Source organism: Nocardioides segetis (genome assembly GCF_051390595.1).
Classification (GTDB): Bacteria; Actinomycetota; Actinomycetes; order Propionibacteriales; family Nocardioidaceae; genus Nocardioides.
Genome location: NZ_JBNINR010000001.1, coordinates 358,811 through 376,110, shown reverse-complemented (window position 1 = coordinate 376,110; position 17,300 = coordinate 358,811). Strand labels below are relative to the sequence as shown.

The window sequence follows — 17,300 nt, the reverse complement described above, 5'->3', positions numbered from 1 at the left end:
GTGCTCTGGCCGCGTCTCACGGCGGGAACCCGGGGATCCAACCCCAGTTGAAGATCCCCAGGTGGAGGAACCCGCCGGCGGCACCCATGATCGCGCCGTGGGCGTAGAGCATCCACTCGTCCTCCTTGATCGCCGCGCGCATCATCTCGACGAAGTCCTTCGGCGGGAGCTCCTTGGTGCGGCGCGCGATGAGGACCCGGATCTTCTCCGACTGCTGCTTGCTGAAGCCCGGGTCGCGGAAGGGCGTGATCGTGCGACCGACCGCCTCCTTCGCGAAGGAGTCCTTGATGCTGTCGTAGCGCCGCCCGCCCATGGCGACGTTGACGGCGCCCCGCAGGGGACCCGCGGCCTTGTCGATGGCGGGCCTCATCGCCGTGGCGATCATCTGCCGGGTGCGGTCGCCGCGAGGACCGTCCATGAGGAAGTCGCCGATCCGCTCGAGCGTGATCACGTCCTCGGCGATGATCCGGGCGTAGACCTCCGCGCACTCGTCCTGACGGCGTAGGAACAGTCCCTGCACCTTGATGCCGAGGATCCGCCTCTCCTCCGGCGGGTCGAAGATCAGCCACATGCCGAGGAGGTTGGTGATCCAGCCGACCACGACGCCGAGCAGCGGCAGCAGCCACCAGATGTGCCAGGTCTGGTCGACGACCGCGACCGGGATGCCCAGCAGGAAGCCGAAGATGAAGCCGAAGGCGACCATCAGGTTGAGCTCGCGCTGGCCCACGTCCTTGAAGACCCGCACGACCAGCTCGGGGTTCTTGCGGAAGTGGTCGATGACCATGATCTTCGGGTCCAGCAGCTGGTTGATGTGGACGCCGATCTCGTCGGTGATCGTCTTGACCACCCCGGGCAGCTGCGCCTGCACCCGGTCGATCACGGCCTGGCGCACGGGCCGCGGCAGGTCCCGCCACAGACGCGGGTGCTCGCGCATCATCACCTCGTCGACCAGCGCCGGCAGGTCCGGGCGGAAGACGTTGACGATGTGCTCGGCGATCTGGTCGGGCTCGAGCTGGGCGTAGAACTCGGCGGGCGTGCCCAGCTTGGCGATCACCTTGTCGACGGCGATGCTGCCCATCTTCGCGGCGCGCGCGGGGACGATGCCCTGCCAGCCGAGGCCGCCCTCCATCCAGCCGGGGATCTCCTGCAGCTTGCGGGGCAGCACCCCGGCCACCTCGCGCAGTCCGGGGATCCGCACGCCGTAGAAGGTGATCGGCTTGAACAGCATCCACAGGCCCGACCAGTTGATCAGCCAGCCGATGATCCCGGTGAAGAACGGGATGGAGACGAACGCGAACCAGTCGACGTGGTCGACCCAGTCACCGAGCCAACCCAGCACTGCGTCCACGCGCACCTCTCGTCCTGCGGATCCCGGCCCGCGCCCCCATGCGCCCGGCGGACCCGACGGAAGGGAGGTTAACCCGTGCCGCGGGCGACGGCACAGGGATCTCGCCTCGCGCCTCCCCGACGCCCGGAGCGCCGCCCGCCGCGACCCGGCCCCGCACGCGGCGACGGCCGGATCCGGCCATCACCCCACCCGATCTTGAGACGTAGGTCACACTTTCGTAGCCTGAGCCGATTGCAACGTTTCAAGAGACAAGGGAACCGCCATGCCTGCTCTTCGCCCCTCTCCCTGGCGCGGCACTCTCGGGCGGATCGTCGTCGCAGCCCTGCTGGTCCTGCTCGCGCTACCCGTCCTCGCGACGACGCCGACGGCGCACGCCGCGCCCGGCAAGATCTGCGCGGTGGCGCTGAGCAGCGGCACCAACCGCGACGTCCAGCTGCCGCTGCCGGCCACCGGAGGCACCGGCGCCGACTCCTACGCCGGCGGCTACCTGCCGCCCGCCGCGGCGGCGGAATGGACCGACTACGCACTCGAAGGCGACGCCACGACGCAGAACACGCTCGCGGTGTCCTTCCGACAGAACGGTCGCAACGGCCCCGCGCTCCAGTTCTCGGCCGGCCGGAACGCCCTCGACCCCCTCCGACTGGACAACGGCGGCTGGTCGGCGGACGGCAGCTTCCCGCTGCCGGCCAAGACGCTCGCGGCCGGCGTCCCCTTCCACTTCAGGATCGAGGTGCGCGGCCAGCAGGTCACCGCCTGGGTCGACGGCGTCAAGCACGCCGAGTACTCCCGCACCTGGCTGCCTGCCTCGGGCACCATCGGGGTGCGCGTCTCCGGACAGGAGACCGGAACCCTGGACAACCTGGTCGTCCGGCGCCTCGACACCGGCGCCCACCTCTACGCCGACGACTTCGACGACCGGGCGCTCGGATCGGCCGGTGCCACCGCGGCCGGCTACCCGGGCCTGGAGATCACCGATGTCTGCACCGTGCCCGACTCGCCGACCGACGCCTACTGGATCTGGAGCTCGGACGCGTCCTCGGTGAACAACTGGACCGCGTTCCGCAAGACCTTCACGATCGACGACGTCGCCGCGCTGCCGGACACCGTGAACGCGCGGATCGCCGTCGAGACCAAGTACTGGCTCTACCTGAACGAGGAGCTGATCGTCTTCGAGGGCGGGGTCAAGCGCGGTCCCGACCGCGAGGACTCCTACGTCGACAACGTCGACCTGCGGCCCCATCTGAGGTCCGGCGAGAACACCATCGCGATCCTCGCCGTCTCCTACGGCCGCGGCGGGTTCTCCGCGCCGTACTCGGGCCGGGCGGGCCTGTTCGTCGAGGCGGCGGACATCGACCTGAGATCGAACGCCAGCTGGAAGGCGCTGAAGCTCGACGCCTACGGCGCGATGTCGGTCGACACCAACTATCGGCTGGCCGAGCCGAACATCAGGTACGACGCCGGGGCGGAGATCCCCGGCTGGGCGGACTGGCGGAAGACCGGCTTCGACGACGCGGCCTGGCCGGACGCGGTCACCCACGGCAACGAGGGAAGCGCGCCGTGGAACGACCTGGTCGACCGACCGATCCCGTTGCTGAAGTACGACGCCGACTTCACGACGTTCGCGGTCACGGACCCGGCGGTGACCGTGCGCACGCGGGGGGCGGTCACGGAGTACGAGGTCCGGATGCCGGTGAACCACCAGCTCACGCCCTACGTGCGCCTCGGCGCGGGCACGCAGGCGGGCCGGACGGTGGGCCTCAAGACCGATCACGCCACGGTCCGCGGAGGAGGGATCGAGCAGGCGGTCCAGGGCGAGTACGTCACCCGGGCCGGCGCCCAGGACCACGAGTCCCTCATCTGGATGAACGGCGACAAGCTGATCATCACCGCGGAGGAGGGCGCGGAGGTCGAGGAGATCGGCTACCGCCTCTCCGGCTACGCCACCGAGTTCGACGGCTCCTTCGTCTCCGACGACGCCTACCTCAACAAGCTGTGGACGATGGCGCGCGACACCCTGTACGTCACGATGCGCGACTCCTACATGGACTGCCCCGACCGGGAGCGGTCGCAGTGGTGGGGTGACGCGACCAACGAGCTCGAGGAGGCCTTCTACGCCCTCGATCCCGCCGCCGCCGACCTCGCCCGCAAGGGCATCACGAACCTGATGGGCTTCCGCAACGGCGACCTGATCCCGACCCAGGCTCCGGCGGCGGACTTCTCCGAGCTGCCGGCGCAGTCGCTGGCCGCGGTGATGAGCTTCTGGATGTTCTACGAGTACTCCGGGGACAAGACGGCGCTCGAGGAGACCTACCAGCCGTCGGTGGCCTACCTCCGGACCTACAACATGGCGGCCGACGGCCTGCTGCGGCACGACCACGGCGGCACGTGGCACTGGCACGACTGGGGCTACGGCGAGGACGGCCGGCTGATCGACACCCTGTGGTACTACATCGCGCTGAACTCGACGCTCAAGTCGGCCGCAGCGCTCGGCGTACCGTCCGACGACGCCCAGATCACGTGGATGCGCGGCCGGGCCGACTCGATCAGGGACAACATCGACAGGTTCTGGGTCGAGGGCAAGGGCTACTACGAGTCCACCGGCGACGGCGGGGCGGACGACCGCGCCAACGCGCTGGCCGTGTACGCCGGCCTGGCGGACGAGGCCCACTACGAGCAGATCCGCGACGTGCTCGTCAACGTGAAGAAGTCCAGCCCCTATATGGACAAGTACGTGCTCGAGGCGCTGTACCTGATGGGCTATCCGGACGACGCGATCGCGCGGATGAAGGACCGCTACGCGCCGATGGTCAACGACCCCGACCACTCGACCCTCTGGGAGTTCTTCGCCGGTCCCGAGCAGGATGCGGCAGGCACGTTCAACCACGCCTGGACCGGCGGCCCGCTGACCATGATGAGCCGCTACGCGGCCGGCATCCGGCCGCTCGCGCCGGGCTTCGCCGAGTTCGTCGTGAACCCCGATCTCGGCTCGCTGAAGACGGTCGACGCCACGGTCCACAGCGTCAACGGCATGATCGAGGTGACGATCGACGCGACCGATCCCCACGCCTACGCGCTGGATCTCTCCGTGCCCGAGGGCACGGTGGCCGAGGTGCACCTGCCGACCGGCGAGGTGGGGGACGTGGCGGAGTCGGGTGCGCCGCTGGGCGCGTCGACGCCGGGCGTGCTCGACGTGCGGGTCGACGCCGCCACCGGCGACACCGTGGTGCGGGTGGAGTCGGGCGCCTACGCGTTCACGGTCGCCGGACCGCCGGCCGAGGTCACCGTCCCCCGGGTGGGGCAGGTGAGTCCCGGCCAGAGCGCGGCGGGCGTCGTGACCGTCGAGAACACCGGCCTGTCGACGATCGACTCGATCTCCGGCGTGGTCCGGATCCCCGGGCTGACGGCGCCGGTCACGCTGACCGGTGGCCCGGTCGCGGTGGGTGAGCGCGCGGAGCTGCCCTTCACCGTCGCCGTGCCCGAGGGCGCGCGCAACGGCGCCTCGTTCGACGCCGAGGCCGAGGTGACGGTCGTCTACGGGGGGCAGCAGCGCACGTTCACCCGGCCCGTCTCGAGCTATCTGCAGGTCGCCGCCGACGTGGCCGTCGAGGCGGTCGAGATCGGCGAACGCACCGGCGCCTACCCGAGGACCGGCGCGTGGACCGTCACCGCGACCGTCCGCAACGACGGACCCGTCCCCGTGACCGGGCGCCTGGCGGCGCGATCCGTGGCCGGCGTGCTGGAGGCGGGCGCGCCGTCGGAGCAGGTGACCGTCCCGGCGGGCGGGTCGGCGCAGGTGCCCGTCACGGTGTACGGCGGAGGCGAGTACGGACTGCCCATCATGCAGTCGGTCACGGTCGACTTCGTCGACCGAGGATCCGTCCTGGCCAGCGCCACGAGCGACACCCGGATCAAGTGGTACGGGCCCCGCGGCCAGGGCTGGAACGCCACCGGGGCCGCGGCGGTTCCCGGTGCGACCGACTTCGTCGACTTCGGGGACGGCGGCCCGGGCACGACGGGCAACGCCCCGGAGAACGTGAAGCCGGGTCCGACCGAGCTGGCGCACAACCTGACGTGGAACTACCGCGCCGGCATCCCCGTGGGCGGGACGAACACCGAGGGCGGCCTGAGCCGACGCTTCACCTGGGCCCGCGACGGCAGCTGGTACGCCGTGGACGTCGAGGTGACCACCGGCGAGCCCTTCGTGCTCACCATGCGGGAGACGGCGGACACCTCCGGGCCCACCAGTCTCGCCGTCGTCCAGACCCGGCCCAAGGCCTACCAGGTGCTGGTCGACGACGTGGTCGTCCGACAGGTGCGGTACTTGATGCCCAACGAGGGCGTCGTCGGCGACACGCTCGCCAGCTACCAGGTACTGGTCGACGACCCGGACGCGCTGGACATCGACGGTGACGGCAAGGTGCGCGTCAGCTACCTCTACACCGGCCCCGACGAGGCGACCTACGACCCGTCGCTGACCGATCTGTGGGTGTCCGAGCCGAGCGCGCCGGCCGTCGACGAACGGGCTCCGACGGTGTCGGCCGCTCCGGCCGACACCACGGTCTACGGGAACAACGGCTGGATCACCGAGCCGACCGAGCTGCGGGTGGAGGCGGTCGACGACGTCGATCCGTCGCCGTCCGTCACGGTGGCGCTGGACGACGGGCCGCGCACGCCGTACACCGGGCCGGTCCCGGTCGGGACCGACGGCACCCACGTGCTGCGGTACGCCGCCGCGGATGCCTCGGCCAACAGCTCCGACGAGAAGGAGCTGCGGGTGCGGATCGACACCACCCCGCCGGTGCCGGCGTTCGGCCCCTGGCCGACCGGGCCGCTCCGGCCGGAGGACGTCCCGGACGAGCCGGCGTGCCTGGGCACCGACGCCACCTCCGGCGTCGCCTCGTGCGAGCAGACGGGCTACTCGAGGGCCGTCGGGCAGCACACGATCACCCGGACCGTCGTGGACAACGCCGGCAACCGCGCGACCGGAACGCTCTCCTACGTGGTGGCCGCTGTCGACAGGTCCGCCCTGGAGCTCGCGCTGCTCGAGCACTCGGCCCTCGATCCCGACGACTACACGACCTCGACGTGGGCCGCGCTGACCGGGGTCGTCGAGGGCGACGAGGGCGCCCAGGCCGTCTACGACGACGCGAACTCCAGCCAGGAGGAGATCGACGCCGCGACCGAGGCGCTGAACGCGGCCGTCGAGGCCCTGGAGAGACGGGGCGATCCGACGGTGCTGGCGACGCTGATCGGCGCGGCCGAGGCGCTGGAGGGCTCGTTGGACGGCTTCACCGACGCGTCGGCCGACGCGCTGCGCGACGCCCTGGCCGGGGCGCAGGCCGTCCATGAGGATCGGGACGACCGGACCCAGGAGCAGCTGGACAGCGCCTCCGCCGGTCTGCAGGCGGCGCTGGAGGGTCTGACGGTACGGCCGGCGACGAGCGACCCCACGGTCCTACGCCACGTCTACGCCGCGGCGAGGGCGCTGTCGAACGCGAACGGCACCTACACCGAGGCGTCGTGGGCCGCCCTCCAGGCCGAGCTGGCCGACGCCGCCGTGGTCCTGGCGGACCCGTCGGCGACGCAGTCCCGGATCGACGGCGCCGTCGAGGAGCTGACCTCGGCCGTGCTGGGCCTGACACCCGTGCCGGCCGCGGCCACCGCGGGGGCGACCGCGGTCGTGTCGTCGGTCAAGCTGAACCAGGGGCAGCTGCGCCTGGTCCGGGGCGACGCCCTGCGGCTGGCGGAGGCCGTCTATTACGCCGACGTGCACCCGGCCTACGCCGGGGCCGTCGTGTGGACGTCCTCCGACCCGAGGGTCGCGACGGTGAGCTCCACCGGCGTGGTGCGGGCGAAGCGGGCGGGGAAGGCGACGATCACCGCGACCACGGTGGGGACGGACGCGTCCGGGCAGAGGCTGTCGACGAGCATCACGGCACGCGTCGTCGCGTCGAGGCCGAAGGCGAAGGTCACCAAGGTCCGAGCCGTCGTACCCCGGCGGATGCAGGTCGGCCAGTCGGCCTTCATCACCGGCAGGTACCGCTCGGCGAAGGCGACCGGCGTCACGGTGACGTATCGCTCCTCGCGGCCGGGCGTGGCCGACGTCGATGCCGCGGGGCGCATCCTCGCCACCTCCCCGGGCGTGGTGACGATCACCGTCCGGGCCGCGGACAGGTCGAGGACCTATCGCGTGCGGGTCGAATGAGGTGACCGTCGAGGCGCCGCGACCCCGCCGGGTCAGGGGTTGCGGCGCCAGACCACCACGGACTGGCCGACGGCGGTGCCGGGCAGCGCGGGAAGATTGGACCGCGGGGTCGCGGGACGCGCGGCGCTGGCCTGCCGGAGCGCCTCGCGGGCGGCCTCCAGCTCCGCGACCAGCTCGGCATTGCGGGCGCGCAGCGCGGTGACGGCGTTCTCGAGGTCGAGGATCCGCTTGACGCCCTCGATGCCGATGCCGGAGGCGGTGAGCCGGGCGATCTCGCGGAGCCGCTCGATGTCGCGGTAGGAGTAGCGGCGGCCGCCGCCGCCCGTGCGGCCCGGTGTGATCAGGCCGACCCGCTCGTAGGTCCGCAGCGTCTGCGGGTGCAGGCCGCTGAGCTGGGCCGCGACGCTGATGACGTACACCGCGTCGTCCTCACCCGGAGGGCCGAGGGGGCCCGACCGTCCGGGCGCGTCACGGCCCACCATCAGCTCACGTCCTGGTGCCGGTCGCCGCGCTCACCGGCGGGCTCGCCCTCGAAGAGGCCCGAACGCAGCCGGCTGTCCGCGGTCGCGGCGGCGTAGGCCTCGAGCGCCTCCTTGGCCTCGGCCCCGAGGGTGCTCGGCACCTGCACCTCGACCGTCGCCAGCAGGTCGCCCCGCGAGCCGTCGGCCTTGACCGCTCCCTTGCCGCGCACCCGGAAGGTGCGACCGTTGGGGGTGCCGGCGGGGACCTTCAGCGTCACCGGGGCGCCGCCGAGGGTGGGGATGCGGATCTCGGCGCCGAGAGCCAGCTCGGCGAAGGAGACGGGTACGTCGACGGTGAGGTGCTCCCCCTTGCGCCCGAAGACGCGGTGCCCGGTGACCTTCACGGTCACGTAGAGGTCGCCGGCGGGACCGCCGTTCGCCCCCGGCGCGCCCTTGCCGCGCAGCCGGATCCGCTGCCCGTCCTTCACCCCGGCGGGGATCCTCGCCTGGATGGTGCGGGTGCTGCGCCCCTGACCCGACCCGTGGCACGTGGGGCACGGGTCGTCGTAGACGAGCTGACGGCCCCCGCACGTCGGGCAGGTCTCGTTCATCGAGAACGCGCCGCCGACCGAGGCGGTGACGAAGCCGCTGCCGTCGCAGGTCGGGCACACGTGCGGCTGGGTGCCGGGCTTGCCGCCCGTGCCGTGGCAGGTCGCGCACGCACCGTCGGCGCTGACCCGCAGCGACACCGTGGCACCGTCGAGCGCCTCGGTGAAGCCGATGGTCGCGGTGGTCTCGAGGTCGGCGCCGCGGGCGGCCCGCGACGCCCGTGACCGGCCCCGGCCGCCACCACCGAAGAGGTCGCCGAACAGGTCGCCGAAGCCACCCCCGCCCCCCGCGCGGTCCCGCAGCAGGTCCTCGACGTTGATGCCGCCGCCGCCGAAGCCGCCGGCGCCCCCGAAGCCGGCCCCGGCGGGGAAGCCGCCGCGGCCGAACAGCTCCCGCGCCTGGTCGTACTTCTTGCGCTTGTCGGGGTCGCCGACGACGTCGTACGCCTCGGCCACCGCCTTGAACCTGTCGTGCTTGGCGGTGTCGCCGGGATGCGAGTCGGGGTGGTTGGCGCGCGCGAGCTTGCGGTAGGCCTTCTTGATCTCGTCCTGCGTCGCCGACTTCGCGACGCCGAGCTCCTTGTAGAAGTCCTTGGTCGCCCAGTCGGACCGGATCCCGTCGTCACTCATCGCACACCTCCCTTCGTTGCCTGTGCCCGCGCAGGTCGCACCCGGTGCGCCACGCTGCCGGGCCTCCTCATCGTCATCGTCAAGCCGGGTCGACCACCAGCACCTGGGCGGCGCGGACCACCCGCTCCCCCATCTTGTAGCCGGACTTGGCGATCACCTTGCAGGTGGTCACCTCGACCTCGGCGTCGGTGCCGATGTGGGACAGCGCCTCGTGGATCGTCGGGTCGAAGGCGTCGCCCACCTCGCCGAACTTGGCCAGGCCCAGCCCGGCGACCACGCGCTCGAGCTGCTCGGCGACGGCCTTGAACCCGCCCTCGAGCGGCTCGTGCTCACGGGCCCGGTCGATCGCGTCGAGGACGTCGATGATCGGGGTGAGCGCGGCGTACGTCGCGTTCTCCCGCAGCAGCTCGCGGTCGCGCTCGACCCGGCGCTTGTAGTTGAGGAACTCCGCCTGCAGGCGCTGCAGGTCGAGGGTCCGCTCCTCCAGCTCCATCCGGGTGACGGTCAGCTCGTCGGCCTCGGCGGTGGCGGCGTCCGCGTTGTCCGCCGTGTCCGCGGTGTCCGCGTCGTCGGCGTTGTCGGCGTCGTGCGCGTCGTCCTCCGCGGCGTCGGCGGAGACACCCTCGGCGCTGCCCTCCCCAGCGTCCGCCGCCGGGTCCGAGGCGGCCTCCGGGCCCTCGGGCGAGGGAGCCGCAGTCTCCTGCAGCTCCCCCTCCTCCGGGTTGAGGTTCTCCTCGGTCACTTGGCGTCGCCCTCGGTGTCCTCGTCGACGATCTCGGCCTCGACGACGTCGTCGTCGGCCTCACCGGTGGCGCCGGTGGAGCCACCGGCCGCGGCGGCGTCGGCCTCGGCGGCGGCGTACATCGCGGCGCCCATCTTCTGGCTGGACTCGCCCAGCTTCGAGATGGCGGCGGTGAGCTCCTCGGAGCCGGCCTCGGCGTTCTCGAGGACGCTCTTGAGCGCCTCGACGTCGGCGCTCACCTCGGTCTTGACGTCGTCCGGGAGCTTGTCGCCGTTGTCGGCGAGGAACTTCTCGGTCGTGTAGACGAGCTGCTCGCCCTGGTTGCGGACCTCGACGGCCTCGCGCCGCTTGGCGTCCTCCTCGGCGTACTGCTCGGCCTCCTTGACCATGCGGTCGATGTCCTCCTTCGACAGCGCGCTGCCGCCGGAGATGGTCATCGACTGCTCGCGGCCGGACGCCTGGTCCTTCGCCGAGACGTGGACGATGCCGTTGGCGTCGATGTCGAAGGTGACCTCGATCTTCGGCACGCCGCGCGGAGCCGGCGGGAGACCGGTCAGCTCGAAGTTGCCGAGGGGCTGGTTCTGCGACCAGATGGCCCGCTCGCCCTGGGCGACCTTGATCTCGACCGACGGCTGGTTGTCGTCGGCGGTCGTGAAGATCTCGGAGCGCTTGGTCGGGATCGTGGTGTTCCGCTCGATCAGGGTGGTGAACACGCCACCCTTGGTCTCGATGCCGAGGCTGAGCGGGGTGACGTCGAGGAGCAGCACGTCCTTGACCTCACCGGCCAGGACGCCGGCCTGCAGGGCGGCGCCGACGGCGACGACCTCGTCCGGGTTGACGCCCTTGTTGGGCTCCTTGCCGCCCAGCATCTCCTTGACCAGCTCGGTGACCGCGGGCATCCGGGTGGAGCCGCCCACGAGGACCACGTGGTCGATCGCGGAGAGCTCGACGCCGCCGTCCTTGAGGACGTTCTGGAAGGGCGCCTTGGTGCGCTCGAGCAGGTCGGCGGTGAGCCGCTGGAACTCCGAGCGGGTGAGCCGCTCCTCGAAGTGCAGCGGACCGTTCTCGCCGTGGGTGATGTAGGGCAGGTGGATCGTGGTGTCGCTGGAGGACGACAGCTCGATCTTGGCCTTCTCGGCGGCCTCCTGGAGGCGCTGCGCGGCGATCTTGTCGGCGGACAGGTCGACGCCGTTGGCGTCCTTGAACTTCTTGACCATCCACGCGACGATCGCGTTGTCCCAGTCGTCGCCACCGAGGTGGTTGTCGCCGCTGGTGGCCTTGACCTCCACGACGCCCTCGCCGATCTCGAGCAGGGACACGTCGAAGGTGCCGCCACCGAGGTCGTAGACGAGGATCGTCTGGTCGTCGCCCTTGTCGAGGCCGTAGGCCAGCGCGGCGGCGGTGGGCTCGTTGACGATGCGGTCGACGGTCAGGCCCGCGATCTCGCCGGCCTCCTTGGTGGCCTGGCGCTGCGCGTCGGAGAAGTACGCCGGGACGGTGATCACCGCGTTGGTGACGGTCTCGCCCAGGTAGGCCTCCGCGTCGCGCTTGAGCTTCTGCAGGATGAACGCCGAGATCTGCTGCGGCGTGAAGTCCTTGTCCACCGGGTCACCGATGTGCTGGGTCCAGTCGGTGCCCATGTGGCGCTTGACCGACCGGATGGTGCGGTCGACGTTCGTGACCGCCTGGCGCTTCGCGACCTCGCCGACGAGCACCTCACCGCTCTTCGCGAAGGCGACGACGGACGGCGTGGTCCGGGCTCCCTCCGCGTTGGCGATGACCGTGGGCTCGCCGCCCTCGAGGACCGCGACGACGCTGTTCGTCGTACCGAGGTCGATGCCGACAGCTCGTGCCATGTGTGTGTCTCCTCCGTGCGTGAGGTTGGTGGTGCAAGTTAGTTGAGCCGGATGGACTCAAGTCTGACACAGGCTCCAACCGGACGCCCCGGCGGGTTGTTCCCGGGGGCGGGGAGGAATTCCCGGGGCCTCCCGATCCCGTGCGTCCCGGCCCCGAGGAGGGCGCTCAGCCGACGAGCATCACGGTCGACGCGGTCACGCCGGCGACGACGACGAGCGTGCGCAGCACGCCGGCCGGGAGGCGGCGGGCGACCCGGGCGCCGACGTAGCCGCCGATGATCGAGCTGGCCGACAGCAGCGCCACGGCGAGCCAGTCCACGTCGGCGACCACGACGAACACCAGCGCGGCCACGAAGTTCGAGGCCAGCAGGGCGATGGTGCGGATGCCGGCGATCACGCGCAGGTCGATGTCGAGCGAGAGGGCCAGCGTCGCGATCATCATCACGCCCGCCCCTGCCCCGAAGTAGCCGCCGTAGACGCCGGTGAGCAGGACGAAGCCGGTCGCCACGACCGAGAGCCGCAGTCGCGGGTGCACCTCGCGGCCGTCGCGGCCCCGCCGGGCTGCCAGCCAGGCGGAGAGCCGCGGCTGGACGCCGACCAGCAGGCACGTGCCGAGGATCAGCCAGGGGACGACGGCCTCGAAGACGCCCGGCGGCAGGGCCAGCAGCAGCGCCGCGCCGGCGGCCCCGCCCAGTCCGGTCAGCACCATGACCGCCGTCGTGATCCGGGGGTGGACGCGCAGCTCCTCGCGGTAGCCGATGCCGCCGCCGACGCCCGAGGGCACCAGGCCGATCGTGTTGCTCACGTTCGCGACGACCGGCGGCAGGCCGACCGCCAGGAGCACGGGGAAGCTCAGCAGCGACGCGACCCCGACCGTCGTGCTGAGCACGCCGGCACCCAGACCGGCCAGGACGACCAGCAGCTGCTCGAGGCCGGTCACGGGCGGCCCTGGGGCACGGCGGGGGTCACGGGCGACATGCTGGCATTGTCTCTATGGCTAGGCCACCGGGCCACCGAGCCCGGGCGAACTCACTCGTCGCCGAGCAGTCCGACGCAGGCCGTGGCGGCGCCCGCGGCGTCGCCCCGGATGATCGCGTCCGCGAGATCGCCGAGGCGCACCTGCAGGCCGGGCGACGGGACCGGGTCGGGCGCGTGCCCCGCCAGGGTGTCGTCGAGATCGGCGAGCAGCGCGGAGTCGGCGAGCCGGCGGACGCAGCGCCAGGTGTGCTCGAAGCTGCGCGGCCGGCCGTCGTCGGCGAGCATCGCCAGCCGCAGCGAACTCTGCTGGTTGGCCGCGGCGGCGCGGGCGATGCCGGCGAGCACCGCCTCCCGAGCGGCGACGACCTCGACGCGCGGCCGTGCGTCGAAGCCCGGGAGCAGCATCCCGGCCCCCGGCTCGGCACCGGCGTCGCGCACCAGCGCGCCCACGCCGTGGCGCACCTCGATCCGGCCGCGGGTCTCGAGGGCGGCGAGCGCCCGGGACAGCGTCGCCCGGCTCACGCCCAGCTCGGCGGCCAGCTGGCGCTCCGGCGGCAGCCGGTCTCCGCCGACGAGGCCCTGGGCCTCGATGAAGTCCGAGATGTGACTCGCGAGCGTCTCGTAGAGCCGCTCCCGGCGCAACGGCGGCACCTGCGGGCGATCACGCGTGGCGGACATGGGGTCATCGTAGTGGCCCGGACCGCCCAGTGGACAGGTGGCCTAGCCACTGGCACACTCGATGGTCCTATGACGCCGGTCACGTCCGTGGCCGGTCCCCGAACCCAGGAGAGCCATGTCCCACGAGCTGATCTCGCTCGCCGTCCTCGTCGTCGTCTTCCTCATCGCCACGGTGCGGGGCGTCAACATGGGCGCGCTGGCCCTGGTGGCGTCCTTCGTCGTCGGCCTGGCGGTCTACGACGCGACCACCGAGGACGTCCTGGCCGGCTTCCCCAGCGGACTCTTCGTGATCCTGGTGGGCGTCACCTATCTGTTCGCGCTCGCGAAGAACAACGGCACCGTCGACTGGATCGTGCACGGCGCCGTCCGCGCCGTCGGCGGACGTGTCGCCCTCGTGCCCTGGGCGATGTTCCTGGTCTGCGCGGCGGTCACGGCGATCGGGGCGGTGAGCCCGGCGGCCGTCGCGATCGTCGCCCCCGTGGCCATGGGCTTCGCCCTGCGCTACCAGATCCACCCCGTGATGATGGGCATGATGGTCGTGCAGGGCGCGACCGCCGGCAGCTTCTCGCCCATCGGCATCTTCGGCTCGATCACCAACGGCGTGGTCGACACCAACGACCTGCCGGGCAACCAGGGCGTGCTCTTCTCGTCGACCTTCCTCGCCGCCACCGTCATCGCCGCGATCACCTACCTCGCCTTCGGGGGGCGCGAGCTCGTCGCCCGGGGCCGCCAGAGCGTCGCGGTCGGCGCCGAGGCCGAGGAGGCGTCGTACGCCGCGACCCGCGGCACCGGGCCCGCCACGCCGCACTCCGCGGTCGAGGCCCGCCGCAGCACGCGGGCCGACACCCCCGACGACGCCACCCGCCTCGACCCGCAGCGCTCGCTGACCCTGGTCGGCCTGGTCGCGCTCATGGTCGGCGCGCTCGGCTTCGACCTCGACGTCGGCTTCACGGCCTTGACCATCGCGGTGGCGCTCACGCTGGCGTTCCCGGCGTCGGCCAAGGGCGCCGTGGAGAAGATCAGCTGGGGCACCGTGCTGCTGATCGGCGGCATCGTGACCTACGTGACGCTGCTGCAGAACCAGGGTGTCGTCGACTGGCTCGGCGACGGCGTCGCCGACGTCGGCTCGCCCCTGGTCGCGGCGCTGCTCATCTGCCTGATCGGGGCCGTGGTGTCGGCCTTCGCCTCCACCACCGGCATCATCGGCGCGCTGATCCCGCTCGCCGTCCCGTTCCTGCTGACCGACCAGGTCAACGCGATCGCCCTGATCGCGGCGCTGGCGATCTCGAGCTCGGTCGTCGACTGCAGCCCGTTCTCCACCAACGGCGCCCTGGTGGTGGCCAACGCGGACCCCGACCAGCGGGAAATGGTCTTCCGCCGGCTCATGCAGTGGGGCATGTCGATCGTCGTCGTGGCCCCGCTCGTGGCGTGGGCGCTGCTCGTCGTCCCCACGGCCTGAGCCCGGCCGAGCACCCGCGCGCTCCGGGCTACAGGGTGCGGACGACCTCCGCGAGCTCGCGCGCGTCGCCCACCTCGACCGGCGGAGGCGGCCCGTCCGGGTCCACCGCGTGTCCCGGTCGGGCCAGCCTGACCGCGGTGATCCCCGCCTCCAACGCGCCGCGCACGTCGCGCGCGGACGCCGCGACGTGGACCAGCCGCTCCGGCGCCACCGCACGCACCGCGGCGAGGTAGATCGCGGGGTCCGGCTTGAAGGCGCCGAGCCGCTGCGAGGTCAGCAGCAGGTCGGGGTCGACCAGTCCCGCCGCCCGGGTACGCCGCGCGAGGTGGTCGTCGACGTTCGACAGCAGACCGACGCGGGCGATCGCGGCGACACCGCGCAGGCCGTCGGCGACATCGGGCCACAGCGGCCATGTGTCGACGCTCTCGTGCAGCACGGCCAGGTCCGCTCCGGCGAGGCCGGGATCGTGCCCGAGCTCGGCGTAGGCCCGCCGCAGCGCCTCCCGCGACACCTCCGTGAAGGTCTGCGGCGGCCGGGCCTGTCGCTGGAGGGCCTTGTTGTGGCGGTCCCACACGTCATACAGCGCGACGCCGTCGATCGCCCAGCCCCGCCGCTCGGCGATCGCGCCGAGGACCGATCCGGCGCCGGCGCGGGTGTCGGTCGCCGCGCTGAACAGGTCGACGGTGACGATCACGGGGCGCGGTCCGGACCGTCAGCCGACGGTGACGCTGATCTCGTTGCTCACCGTGCCGCTGTCACGGTCGATGACGCGGAACCGGTTGACGCCGCTGACGCCGGTGAAGATGTAGCTGGAGAAGGTGCCGTTGGTGACGCCGACGCTGGCCGGGAAGTCCGCCCAGTCGCCGTTCTCGAAGCGCTGGACCCACAAGATCGCGCCCTCCCCACCGGGGTAGACGCCGCTGAAGTAGATCCGCTCGCCGCTGGCGACCGCCGTGGCGACGGCCTGCAGCGAGATCTCGCCCGCCGCGGCCGTCTCGCTGGTGAGCTCGGTCGTCGGCTCGTCCTCGGGGACCACGGACTCGGCGTCGGTCGGCTCGTCGGGGTCCTCGGTGTGGAGCGTGACCAGCGGACCGGTGGCCTCGTCGGTCTCGACCGGCGTGGGGAGGTACATCGACTGGCGCGCCGTCGAGTCGCCGGCCGCGTCGCCGTCGTCACCGCCGAGGCCGAGCACCTTGGTGCCGAGCAGCGCCACGACGGCCAGGATCAGGCCGACCCCGAGGGCGACGGCGAGCAGCGCCACCAGCCCGTTGAGCACGGGACGTTCGGCAGGGGGCTGCTGCTGGTCGCTCACCCGACCATTGTCCAGACCGCCCGAAGAAATCAGAAACCGCGCGTCCAGACGACCTGTTCGTGCAGCCGGCGCGAGCGCCAGCCCTCCGCCGTGCGTACGAACGTGTGCCGGTAGCGGCCCCCGACCTCGACCACCCGCTCCCCGCCCTTGCCGTCGGCGATGCGCATGGGGTTGTGGAAGTACGCCGTCACGTCGGCCTCGTCGCGGCTGCCGGCGAAGTCGACGGCGACCTGCCCGACCAGGTGGACCCGGTGCCGCGAGAAGGCCGGCAGCGCCTCGGCCAGCCACGCCTTCACGACCGGGTAGCTGTCGGCGACGCCCCCGCTCTCGGTGTAGTCGATCCGGGCGTCCGGCGTGAAGACCGAGTCGAGGAGGTCGAAGTCGCCGTCGTCGACGGCGAGGGTGTAGCGGGTGATCGCGTCGGTGATCTCGGCGCGGTCGATCAGCTCCTGCAGGTCCACGGTGGCTCCTGGGTCGGTCGGGCTCGGGTCGGGCTCGGGTCGGGCTCGGATCGGGTCGGGGTCAGCGGGGCTCGAGGACCACGACCGGGATCTCCCGGTCGGTCCAGGCCTGGTAGCTGTCGAAGTCGGCATACAGGTCGACCAGCCGCGGCCACAGCGCGGCGCGCTCCTCGGGTCCGGCGACCCGCGCCCGGACCGGCCGGCTCCGCTCCCCCGGCACGGCCACGGTGGTGTCGGGGCTCGCGAGGAGGTTGTGGAACCACTGGGGGTTCTTCGGCAGCCCGCCCTGGGACGCGACGACGACCAGGTCCGGCCCGTCGGCGAGGTAGAGCAGCGGCGTCGTGAACCGGGTCCCGCTCCGGCGGCCGAGGTGGTCGAGCAGCAGCACGGGGACGGGCTTCCTCCACCCGGCGCCGATGCGCCACTTCGCGCCGATCCGGCCGTTGGTGAGCCGGTAGATCCGCACGTTCGCCCGGGCGCCGTACTTGATGATCTTCGCGACGATCGGCTTGTCAAGGCCGTCGGGCTTCGGCTTGGTCGCTGCCATGGAACTCACTCTGGC

Annotated in this window: 13 protein-coding genes; 2 read left to right on the top strand and 11 right to left on the bottom strand. The window is 72.1% G+C overall.

Annotated features, from left to right (window positions below; genetic code table 11):
* Window positions 1–16: 16 nt before the first annotated feature.
* On the bottom strand, window positions 17–1,348 hold the full coding sequence (locus ACPZVR_RS01650) for a DUF445 domain-containing protein (RefSeq protein WP_436697825.1): 1,332 nt from the start codon (window positions 1,346–1,348) through the stop codon (window positions 17–19).
* Between the two features lie 262 nt (window positions 1,349–1,610).
* Between ACPZVR_RS01650 and ACPZVR_RS01645 the strand changes: the two genes are divergently transcribed.
* Window positions 1,611–7,553, top strand: coding sequence for an alpha-L-rhamnosidase-related protein (locus ACPZVR_RS01645; RefSeq protein ID WP_436697824.1), 5,943 nt, complete (start codon window positions 1,611–1,613; stop codon window positions 7,551–7,553).
* A 32-nt stretch (window positions 7,554–7,585) separates the two neighbouring features.
* On the opposite strand, the gene ACPZVR_RS01640 is transcribed toward ACPZVR_RS01645, so the two are convergent.
* The 6 genes from ACPZVR_RS01640 to ACPZVR_RS01615 all read right to left on the bottom strand — a co-directional run bounded on the left by ACPZVR_RS01640 (window position 7,586) and on the right by ACPZVR_RS01615 (window position 13,506).
* Entirely contained in the window at window positions 7,586–7,972 is a 387-nt protein-coding gene (locus ACPZVR_RS01640) for a heat shock protein transcriptional repressor HspR (RefSeq protein ID WP_436697823.1), read from the bottom strand.
* Window positions 7,973–8,034: 62 nt separating this feature from the next.
* Window positions 8,035–9,252 (bottom strand): molecular chaperone DnaJ, encoded by a 1,218-nt coding sequence (dnaJ, locus tag ACPZVR_RS01635; RefSeq protein WP_436697822.1) that lies wholly within the window; start codon window positions 9,250–9,252, stop codon window positions 8,035–8,037.
* 79 nt (window positions 9,253–9,331) lie between these two features.
* Window positions 9,332–9,994, bottom strand: a complete 663-nt coding sequence (grpE, locus tag ACPZVR_RS01630) for a nucleotide exchange factor GrpE (protein ID WP_436697821.1) — start codon at window positions 9,992–9,994, stop codon at window positions 9,332–9,334.
* Window positions 9,991–11,850, bottom strand: coding sequence for a molecular chaperone DnaK (dnaK, locus tag ACPZVR_RS01625; protein ID WP_436697820.1), 1,860 nt, complete (start codon window positions 11,848–11,850; stop codon window positions 9,991–9,993). Before dnaK ends, grpE begins: the two co-directional genes overlap by 4 nt.
* Window positions 11,851–12,016: 166 nt before the next feature.
* The gene (locus ACPZVR_RS01620; RefSeq protein WP_436697819.1) at window positions 12,017–12,790 is read right to left on the bottom strand and encodes a sulfite exporter TauE/SafE family protein; all 774 of its coding nucleotides are present in this window, start codon (window positions 12,788–12,790) and stop codon (window positions 12,017–12,019) included.
* A gap of 89 nt (window positions 12,791–12,879) precedes the next feature.
* Window positions 12,880–13,506: a FadR/GntR family transcriptional regulator gene (locus ACPZVR_RS01615; RefSeq protein ID WP_436697818.1), complete on the bottom strand. Its 627-nt coding sequence runs from the start codon at window positions 13,504–13,506 to the stop codon at window positions 12,880–12,882.
* A gap of 115 nt (window positions 13,507–13,621) precedes the next feature.
* On the opposite strand from ACPZVR_RS01615, the gene ACPZVR_RS01610 reads away from it, so the two are divergent.
* Window positions 13,622–14,965, top strand: coding sequence for an SLC13 family permease (locus ACPZVR_RS01610; protein WP_436697817.1), 1,344 nt, complete (start codon window positions 13,622–13,624; stop codon window positions 14,963–14,965).
* Between the two features lie 28 nt (window positions 14,966–14,993).
* Here the strand turns inward: ACPZVR_RS01610 and ACPZVR_RS01605 are convergent, their stop codons facing one another.
* From ACPZVR_RS01605 to ACPZVR_RS01590, 4 genes are all read right to left on the bottom strand, one after another.
* Window positions 14,994–15,659, bottom strand: a complete 666-nt coding sequence (locus ACPZVR_RS01605; RefSeq protein ID WP_436697816.1) for an HAD family hydrolase — start codon at window positions 15,657–15,659, stop codon at window positions 14,994–14,996.
* 18 nt (window positions 15,660–15,677) lie between these two features.
* Window positions 15,678–16,277 carry a hypothetical protein gene (locus ACPZVR_RS01600; protein WP_436697815.1) on the bottom strand — a complete coding sequence of 200 codons (600 nt, stop codon included), beginning with the start codon at window positions 16,275–16,277 and terminating at the stop codon, window positions 15,678–15,680.
* 29 nt (window positions 16,278–16,306) lie between these two features.
* Window positions 16,307–16,738 carry a nuclear transport factor 2 family protein gene (locus tag ACPZVR_RS01595; RefSeq protein ID WP_436697814.1) on the bottom strand — a complete coding sequence of 144 codons (432 nt, stop codon included), beginning with the start codon at window positions 16,736–16,738 and terminating at the stop codon, window positions 16,307–16,309.
* Between the two features lie 61 nt (window positions 16,739–16,799).
* Window positions 16,800–17,285, bottom strand: a complete 486-nt coding sequence (locus ACPZVR_RS01590) for a nitroreductase family deazaflavin-dependent oxidoreductase (RefSeq protein ID WP_436697813.1) — start codon at window positions 17,283–17,285, stop codon at window positions 16,800–16,802.
* Between the last annotated feature and the right edge of the window lie 15 nt (window positions 17,286–17,300).